This window comes from uncultured Campylobacter sp., from assembly GCF_938017705.1.
Classification (GTDB): domain Bacteria; phylum Campylobacterota; class Campylobacteria; order Campylobacterales; family Campylobacteraceae; genus Campylobacter_B.
The window spans coordinates 1-8,262 of the sequence record NZ_CALIIS010000146.1; the positions used below are offsets into that span (position 1 = coordinate 1).

The 8,262-nt window shown below is 47.1% G+C and carries 8 protein-coding genes; 6 read left to right on the forward strand and 2 right to left on the reverse strand.

Going from position 1 to position 8,262, the window contains the following annotated elements; all coding sequences use genetic code 11:
- From Q0605_RS07495 to Q0605_RS07515, 5 genes are all read left to right on the forward strand, one after another.
- On the forward strand, positions 1 to 337 hold a 337-nt coding region (locus tag Q0605_RS07495), incomplete at its 5' end, for a hypothetical protein (protein WP_298705661.1).
- Positions 338 to 435: 98 nt separating this feature from the next.
- Entirely contained in the window at positions 436 to 753 is a 318-nt protein-coding gene (locus Q0605_RS07500; protein ID WP_298705664.1) for a hypothetical protein, read from the forward strand.
- A 221-nt stretch (positions 754 to 974) separates the two neighbouring features.
- Entirely contained in the window at positions 975 to 2,156 is a 1,182-nt protein-coding gene (gene trpB, locus Q0605_RS07505) for a tryptophan synthase subunit beta (protein WP_298705667.1), read from the forward strand.
- Entirely contained in the window at positions 2,149 to 2,895 is a 747-nt protein-coding gene (gene trpA / locus Q0605_RS07510) for a tryptophan synthase subunit alpha (RefSeq protein WP_298705670.1), read from the forward strand. Before trpB ends, trpA begins: the two co-directional genes overlap by 8 nt.
- 10 nt (positions 2,896 to 2,905) lie before the next feature.
- Positions 2,906 to 4,048 carry a hypothetical protein gene (locus tag Q0605_RS07515; RefSeq protein ID WP_298705673.1) on the forward strand — a complete coding sequence of 381 codons (1,143 nt, stop codon included), beginning with the start codon at positions 2,906 to 2,908 and terminating at the stop codon, positions 4,046 to 4,048.
- Positions 4,049 to 4,267: 219 nt separating this feature from the next.
- Here Q0605_RS07515 and Q0605_RS07520 read toward each other — a convergent pair whose 3' ends face one another.
- Together Q0605_RS07520 and Q0605_RS07525 are read right to left on the reverse strand one after the other, a co-directional pair.
- On the reverse strand, positions 4,268 to 6,241 hold the full coding sequence (locus tag Q0605_RS07520; protein ID WP_298705676.1) for a TonB-dependent receptor: 1,974 nt from the start codon (positions 6,239 to 6,241) through the stop codon (positions 4,268 to 4,270).
- Positions 6,225 to 6,359 carry a hypothetical protein gene (locus Q0605_RS07525; RefSeq protein WP_298705679.1) on the reverse strand — a complete coding sequence of 45 codons (135 nt, stop codon included), beginning with the start codon at positions 6,357 to 6,359 and terminating at the stop codon, positions 6,225 to 6,227. The genes Q0605_RS07520 and Q0605_RS07525 overlap by 17 nt, the downstream gene beginning before the upstream one ends.
- Positions 6,360 to 6,844: 485 nt before the next feature.
- On the opposite strand from Q0605_RS07525, the gene yedE reads away from it, so the two are divergent.
- Positions 6,845 to 7,906, forward strand: a complete 1,062-nt coding sequence (gene yedE / locus Q0605_RS07530; RefSeq protein ID WP_298705681.1) for a YedE family putative selenium transporter — start codon at positions 6,845 to 6,847, stop codon at positions 7,904 to 7,906.
- The last annotated feature ends 356 nt before the right edge of the window (positions 7,907 to 8,262 follow it).

Sequence of the window (8,262 nt, forward strand, 5' to 3'; positions counted from 1 at the left end):
AGATAAAAGCAAATGTTTATTTATGGAAATACGACTTTCAGCTAAGCTAAAAGAAGCAAATGAAACTAAAAATTTATTGTTATTAAACGGTATTGCCTTTGATAGTAGAGTTTGCGGACAAAAAGAAATTTATAATCAAGCTTCCAAAATGATATGCGCGGATTTTAACTATGATAATTTTATAAAAGAATTAAATGAAGCAAATAAAACGAAGAATAAAAGGAAATTAAAGGAGTTGTATTTGCAATCTCACAGGTGTATAGACGATATAAATATAAGCAATCAAATACAAGATGAATTTGAATTATATAAGTTATATTGGCGAGAACAAAAATGACGACTCAAAGAAAATTAAAATTCTTAAAACGATACAAAAATATTATTCTATTACCATTTTTGCTAATTATTTCGTTTTTTGTTTTTCGTATGATTTATATGGAAATAATTAGTGAGTGCGCCCCAATAAGGCTTTTTTCAAAAAATTCTCTACGCAATAGCAATCATGCTGAGTTAAAAGCAAAATGTATAAAAAAGGCTTTGGAAAATAACGATAATCACCTTATTATGCAGTATTTTAAAAGAGAAACGAGCGAATGTCTTGAGATTATTGATGAACCGTCAAAAATCCCACATAATTTGATTAGAGTTAATAGTTTTGAAGAGTGGAAAAAATTAAGGATTACGGATACCGACAATATAATTTGTCCTATTGGTAATCCTAAAAAGAGCGATATTGGCAATGAAAGCAAATAAATTTATAAATTCTTCAAATTTACGAAGTTGGGGCTACTCATCAAGCAAAACATTAGCCGCAATTTGAAGTGTAAATTTCAAAATTTACTATTTTGCGCCGCGCGTTTTTTGCGACTGCATATCCGATAAATTTTAAAATAGCGCCGCAAAAGACGCCGTAAAAAAAGCGAAATTTAACGCGAAATTTTATATAATCTCACGATTTAATGCGAGGAGATAGGATGAATAAAAAGGCGTATTTCGGGAGTTTCGGCGGGCAGTTCGTGCCCGAAACGGCGATGTTCGCGCTCGAGGAGTTGGAGGATGCGTACAACACCATAGCGCAGACGAAGGAATTTAAAGACGAGCTGGGTTACTTGCTGCGCGAATATGCGGGGCGTCCGACGCCGCTATATCACGCCGCGCGCCTTAGCGAGCACTACGGGCATGAAATTTATCTAAAGCGCGAGGATCTTAACCACACGGGCGCTCATAAAATCAACAATGCCCTAGCGCAGACGCTACTCGCCAAAAAAATGGGCAAAAAAAAGGTCATCGCAGAAACCGGCGCAGGCCAGCACGGCGTGGCGACGGCGACGGCAGCGGCGCTATTCGGGCTTGAGTGCGACGTATATATGGGCGAGACCGACGCTGCGCGCCAGCAGCTCAACGCCTTTAGGATGCAGCTTTTGGGCGCAAATTTGATCAAAATCGGCACCGGTCTTAAAACGCTCAAAGAGGCGACCACTGCGGCGATTCAGGCGTGGGTGAACGAGATTGAGAGCGTATTTTACGTCATCGGCTCGGCGGTCGGACCGCATCCGTATCCGAAGATGGTTAGGGATTTTCAAAGCGTCATCGGCACCGAGACCAAATCGCAGCTTGCGAGCAAGGGGATTAAAGCCGATTACGTCCTGGCCTGCGTGGGCGGCGGAAGCAATGCGATAGGAATTTTTGGCGCGTTCGTGGATGATCCCGCCGTACAACTCATCGGCGTCGAAGCGGGCGGCTTGGGCGCACAAACCCCTTATCACGCAGCGACTATCACTGGTGGGCGCGCGGGCATCATCCACGGTATGAAAACGATTGTGCTACAGAATAAATTCGGCATGATCGAGCCCGTACACAGCATCTCGGCGGGGCTTGATTATCCCGGCGTAGGTCCAGAGCACGCGCATCTGCATGAGACTGGTCGCGTGCGATACGAAGCGGTAACCGACGATGAGTGCATCACGGCACTTAAACTGCTCTGCAGGCTCGAAGGTATCATCCCTGCGATCGAAAGCGCGCACGCGTTAGCGTATTTAGAAAAGCTCTGCCCGCAGTTAAAAGGCAGAAAAACGATCGTCGTAAACGTGAGTGGCAGGGGCGATAAGGATATGGATACCGTGATGAATTACAAAAAAGGAACGATTTATGGATAAGATCAAAGCGGCCTTTGCGGGCAAAAAGGCGAACATCGGCTATATCGTGGCGGGATATCCGAGTCCCGCGCACACGAAGGAGTTTTTGTCAAATTTAGACGAAAGCGCGATCGATCTGCTTGAGATCGGCATCCCGTATTCCGATCCGCTCGCAGACGGCCCGGAAATTTTTAAAGCGAGCTTTTCCGCGGTGCAAAACGGCGTAAACGCGGGCACAGTATTTGAAATTTTAAAAGAGGTGCAAACGCGCAAGCCGCTCGTGTTTTTGGTCTATTATAACGTGATCTTTGCCTACGGCGCGCGCGAGTTTGTAGCGCAGGCGGCGCGCTACGGCATCAGCGGACTAATAATCCCAGATCTGCCGTATGAGGAGAATGAAGAAATTTTTGCGCTTTGCGAGGAATTCGGTATCGCGCTCATCCCGCTTATTAGCGTTACGAGCGAGCACCGTGCCGCGCGAGTTTTGAGCCGCGCACGAGGCTTCATCTACGGCGTGGGAGCTATCGGCGTGACCGGAAGCAAGCAAACTCCGATCTCGCGCCTTAAAAATATGGTCGCAGATCTTAAAAAAATGAGCGATCTGCCCGTGGCGATCGGCTTTGGTATCCGCAACTCTAGCGATGTTCGCGCCACCAAAGAATACGCAGACGGCGCTATCATCGGCACTGCAATCGTAAATTTATGCGCGAACTACGGCGGGCGCGAGCTGCAAAATAAGATCGCCGAACTTTTTAACTAACGGAAAGAGCATGAAAAAGATATTTTTGATTTTAATCGCAAATTTTTGTCTCGGCGCCAATCTGATGCAATACGATCTCTTCAACCACGACGATAGCGTCGACATCGCCTTGGCATTTGACTCCGCATACAAGCCCGATATTGTGCGCCGCGTCGATGGGCAGTCGATGAGTCTTATTTTAAAAGGGCTTGGCGGCGATGAGAAATTTAACGAAATGCGCACCAATCAAAAGGTCTTAAAAAGCTTTACGATTGCGCCCAAAGGCAAGGATATCGAGATCAATTTCCCCACCGGAGCCGATCTATCGGTCGATGCTCTTACTCAAGACGGCAATTTAAAGCTCATTTTGCGCGTAAAAAATCCCGCTTTCGATCAGAGCAAGATGAGCGTAAAGAGCGAGGCGAGTGAGACGGCGCAAAGCGGTAGCAGCAGGGTTTCCGTGATGCCGATAATCGTAGCGTTACTGCTTGCGGCTGCGGCTTTCGTAGGCGTGCGAAAATTCTTATCGCACAAGCCGCAAAAAAGTATCGACGAGACATGGCGAGTTTTTGAAGATGACGCTAGTATGGATGGCACTGACGTGGACGGGGCGGGCATCGATAAAATTTTAAACGAATCCTCTTTTAAAAATCAGAGCGGATCAAAGAACCCAAATTATTCTGACGCGCAGGAGTTTGCGAAGAAATATGAAGCCTCTGCTTTAAATTTAAAAAATTCTAACGACTCAAAAAGCGTAGATGGTGCAGATTTTTTAAGAGGCGAGAACGTGAGCGAAGAGAGTGCACACGATAAATTTTACGATGAAGTTGCGCGTGCCGAGCGTTCGGAAGCTACGGAGGCGGACGAAAACTATGAGAGCGCCGAGAATATAAGAGCAGCGGATAAAATTTCGCCGCTTAAAGTAAGCTCTGCCGAGAGTGGTACGATGGAATTTCGCGAGGGAGCAAAAGAAAGATCGGATGCAAAAGAGCCCAAGGTTTCGGCATTTAGAAACATTTTAGAAAATGAGCTGCTTAGCTCGGATACCGCAAGACCTAGCGACGTGCGAGTAGAGCTTGTGCGCGAGATCGACGAAAATAATGCTGCCGTAGTGCTAAGCTTTGCGGGCAAAAAACATCTAGTGGTGTTAAAAAGCTCCAACGCTATCGATTGATGAGGCCTGGAATTTCGCAACTTGCGGGCTTTGCGACCCATAAAATTTTGCAGTTTGTTAAATTTTAAAAATTGCGGAATTTTATAGCGCTAGAAATTTATGCCACATTTAAGCCTTATCACCGAAAGGTCTCGATGAGGCTTAAATTTAAAAAGAAAGAGGACGCAAGCGCGGGTGGGCTTTAAAATTTAACCCGCGCTTCGCCCATATAAGCTTAATCTAAAATCTTACTTCCAAATCGACGTAGAAATTTCGTCCAGCACCCACCACCACAGTCTCGCGCGTGCGGTTTGCGTTGATGTAGTGTCGATCGAAAATATTATTTACGCCAAAGCTTACGTCCGCGCCGTCAAGGGCCGGAATAATGCCGTTTTTGATCTTGTAACTTCCTCTAAAATTAGCGATCGTAAAGGACTTATCTACATAAAAATACTCCCTCCCGCGTGCAAAATATGAAGCGGGTTTGGAGTGAGGTTTGAAATAGTGGCTTACCTCAAAGCCTAAATTTAGATCGTGCAGAGGCGAGTAGGAGGCGTGCACGCTTAGTTTTTTGGCGTGGTTATTGATGTTTTCGTGCGTCTTTTTATTGTAAATTCTAAGTCGCTCGAAGCTCGCGCCGAAATCAAAGTCCTGCGTTTGGTAGTTTGAGCTAAGCTCAAAACCATGCCTTTTGGCTTGATCGATATTTTGATACTGCCCGTATTGTTGCGAAAAGCCGCCCGGCGGCACGCCTAGATGCGGTAGCGGCTTAACGTCAATCATATCTTTGATATTGCCGTTAAAATAGATAAATTTCATATCGAAGTGATCGTCCGTAAAAATTTCATCCTGTTTAAAGCTAAATCCGACCTCGTACTCTTTGACGGTCTCGGGCTTTAGATCGGGATTTGGGATGTAATAATAATGCATGTTCATCGGCCCTGCTTGCGATGTCTCGTGCGGAGTAGGCGCGCGGAAACTCTCGCTGTATCCCGCTAAAAGCGTAAATTTATCAAAGAGCGTATAGGCAATCGCCGCGCGCGGAGAAAATCTGGAATCTTTAAATTTCGCGGGTTTGCCTTTGATGTCGCGATCGAATCTATCGTATCTACCGCCTAAGGTAAGCTCTAAATCATCGTGCAAGCGGATCAAATCCTGCGCGAAAAGCCCGTAGCTATTGTATTCATTCGGAAAGGAGGCAAAATCCGATAGCACGCCGTTTAGGATATAGGTCGCATCCTCTTGCCGCTTTTCGTAATCGCCGCCGAAAGCAAAGCTGTGGTTTAAAAAGCCCGTATCAAATTCCGAGATATTTTTGAGCTCTAGCCCCTTGCGATCGTCTTTGTTCGTGTAGCTGCCGGTATCTGCGCCGTCGATATAGCCGCGTTTATACTCGGCTCTGCTTTTGTAGGCCTTAAAAGACATATCCACTAGCGGGCTTTGCGGCGTGAAATTCCAATCAAAAACGTAATCTCTCTGGCTTAAATTTCCATGCACGAAGAGATCTGCGTCGTTTTGCCATAGCGTCTGCCACATCGTGTGTAAATTTTCGTCGTAATCAAAGGCGCTGAAGCTTATGCGGTGATCGTCCAAATTCGCGCCGATCTTAAAAAATCCAGTATCGATATGCTCGTTATTAAAGCTCTTGTCGTAGCCCTCGCCGTAGTGCGTGCCGCCGTCTGCGAACTTAACGTTGCCGTAGCTTGCGCGCTTGCCGTAGAGTAAAACATCGATCGGAATTTCCTCGCCCTTGCCGTAAATCGCGCCGCGCATGCTATGCATATTGTTTGATTCGAGCCTCTGCCCTAGCATCAAGCCTACGTTTTTGCCCTCGCTTAGATAATCGCTCGCACTTTTGGTTTGCATATTTACGATACCGCCGATCGCGCCCGAGCCGTGCAGCACGGACGAGGCGCCCTTTATGACCTCGACGCGCTTTAGGATGTCGCTATCGGTGCGGAAGGATGAGATCATATTGGAGTACATCCCCGCGCTTCTGCGCACGCCGTCTTGCTTGATGATGACGCGCTCGTCGCTTTGATATCCGAATCCACGGATCTGAAACTGCCTGCCGATCTGCCGCCCCATATCCATACTGCCGTCAACGCCCGGTATCTGCATGATCGAATCGATCACGTTGGTTTTGGCTTTCATATCCTTGGGGGTTAAAATTCCGGCCGAGCCTGCGTATTTTAGGTTATCGACCGCGCTCACCGTCCGCTTGCACGACGATTTGACCCAGATCCTGCGACTTCGTGGCGTTGTTTTCGGCCGCATTCGCTCCGCCTATCGCGCCTATCGCAAGCGGCACCAATAAAATTCGCTTTTTCATGCCCCGACCTTTAAAATAAAATTGAAATACATTATTATATATCTACATACTTAAATAAGGTTGAAATTTAATTTCAAAAACATTTGAAATTTGTTTTTATTGGCAGCAAGCATTGTACCTCGTCTGAGCCATTTCTGCGTTTTGGCTGCGTCTTGTTTGTACTTTATCGCGCCGCTTCTGCGCCCCCCCCTCGGCTCTACCTGTATCCGTTTGTATCGTGTTTCGTCTGACCGCCTCTACGCCATGGCTTCTCATTGCGATTTGTTTGCGCCGAAATCGAGCGGCTAATTCGGCACTTCTATCGCAGCAAAGAGTCTAAATTTAAATATCCGCGATTCGTTTGCGTCTAAATTTAGTGGCCGCCCGCGCGATTTTAAAATTTAACTTTTCGCAAATTTCGATCGGAATTTATTTACTTTTTATTTTACAAAGGATAAAATTGCGCCTAAGAGATCGGTCGATCTAGATTATTTCAGGATTTTTTCATGAATAACGTTAAATGGTACATCATCGCAGGCGCCGTGCTAGGCGTGCTGGGTGCTACGCTAGTGCATTTCGGAAACCCGGGCAATATGGGCGTTTGCGTCGCTTGCTTTTTGCGCGACACCACCGGCGCGTTAGGTTTTCACCGAGCTAGCGCAGTGCAATACATCCGCCCGGAGATCATAGGGCTCGTGTTCGGCGGCTTTTTGGCAAGCGTGCTTTGGACGCGCGAGTTCGCTCCTGTTACGGGCAGCTCGCCGTTTGCGAAATTTTTCCTAGGGATTTTCGCGATGATCGGCTGCCTTGTATTTTTGGGATGTCCGTGGCGCGCGTTTTTGCGCCTAGGCGGCGGCGATTTGACCGCGCTAGCCGGGCTAGCGGGTCTAATCTGCGGCGTACTCATTGGGTTTTTGCTTAAAAAGCGCGGCTATGAGGCGAGCAAAGAGGCAAGACTTAGCGGCCCGATCGGAATTTTGCCCGTGATACTGGGCGCGGCGCTACTTGCGGCTTTGGTTTTCGGACTCAAAACGGGCGAGGGCGGCGCGCTTTTTATCTCCGCTAAAGGCCCCGGCGCGCAACACGCCGCAGTAGGCATCTCGCTGGCTGCGGGCATTATCGTGGGGGCCTTGATGCACAGAAGCAAATTTTGCAGCGTCGGCGCATTCGGTAAAATTTTCCGCGGCGATTTCTCGATGTTTTGGGGCGTGCTAAGCGTCATCGCGTTTGCGAGCATCGCAAATATCGCGTTTGGACAATACAAGCTCGGCTTTGAGGGCCAGCCTATCGCGCATAACGATTTCGTTTGGAATTTCTTGGGTATGGTGCTCGCAGGACTTTGCTTCAGCCTAAGCGAGGGCTGCCCTGGCAAGCATCTGGTGCAGGCCGGTACGGGAAATTTAAGTTCGGGCATATTCGTCATCGGCATGGCGGCGGGCGCTGCGGTCGCGCACAATTTCTTGCTCGCAAGCTCGGCTAAAGGCATCACCGAGTTCGCTCCTTACGCGGTCGCGATCGGTTTTGTTTTCGCGCTTTACGTGGGGATTTTTCAAAGGCGCGTCGGCTAGCGCGGGCACTCGGCTCGGCGTCATGTCTCTCCATGTGACGGCGAGTCATGCTTCGATTCTAAAATTCTATGCGGTGGAATTTAAAATTTTCGCATAGAATTTTGTGCCGCTATTACTTTTAAAAGCAATTTTTGCGTCTGCGTTAGTAAATTTTAAAGTTATTCTTGTTAGACTACGCGTTATATTTTTGCCAAATTTAAGGTTGATTTTTGGAATTTGCCACAATTTTTTCAGTTTTTCTTTTTATTGCCTCATTGTTTTTTGCAGCACTTTTGCCGCGCAAAAATTTGAAAATTGCTGTGGGTATAATTGCACTAATTTATATTTTTGCACTTTGCTTCGATTTGTTGCTATTT

Excerpts from the sequence above, each read along its gene's own strand:
- Q0605_RS07515 (WP_298705673.1), top strand. The coding sequence starts at position 2,906 with ATGAAAAAGATATTTTTGATTTTAATCGCAAATTTTTGTCTCGGCGCC.
- trpA (WP_298705670.1), top strand. The coding sequence starts at position 2,149 with ATGGATAAGATCAAAGCGGCCTTTGCGGGCAAAAAGGCGAACATCGGC.
- trpB (WP_298705667.1), top strand. The coding sequence starts at position 975 with ATGAATAAAAAGGCGTATTTCGGGAGTTTCGGCGGGCAGTTCGTGCCC.
- Q0605_RS07500 (WP_298705664.1), top strand. The coding sequence starts at position 436 with ATGGAAATAATTAGTGAGTGCGCCCCAATAAGGCTTTTTTCAAAAAAT.
- Q0605_RS07525 (WP_298705679.1), bottom strand. The coding sequence starts at position 6,359 with ATGAAAAAGCGAATTTTATTGGTGCCGCTTGCGATAGGCGCGATAGGC.
- yedE (WP_298705681.1), top strand. The coding sequence starts at position 6,845 with ATGAATAACGTTAAATGGTACATCATCGCAGGCGCCGTGCTAGGCGTG.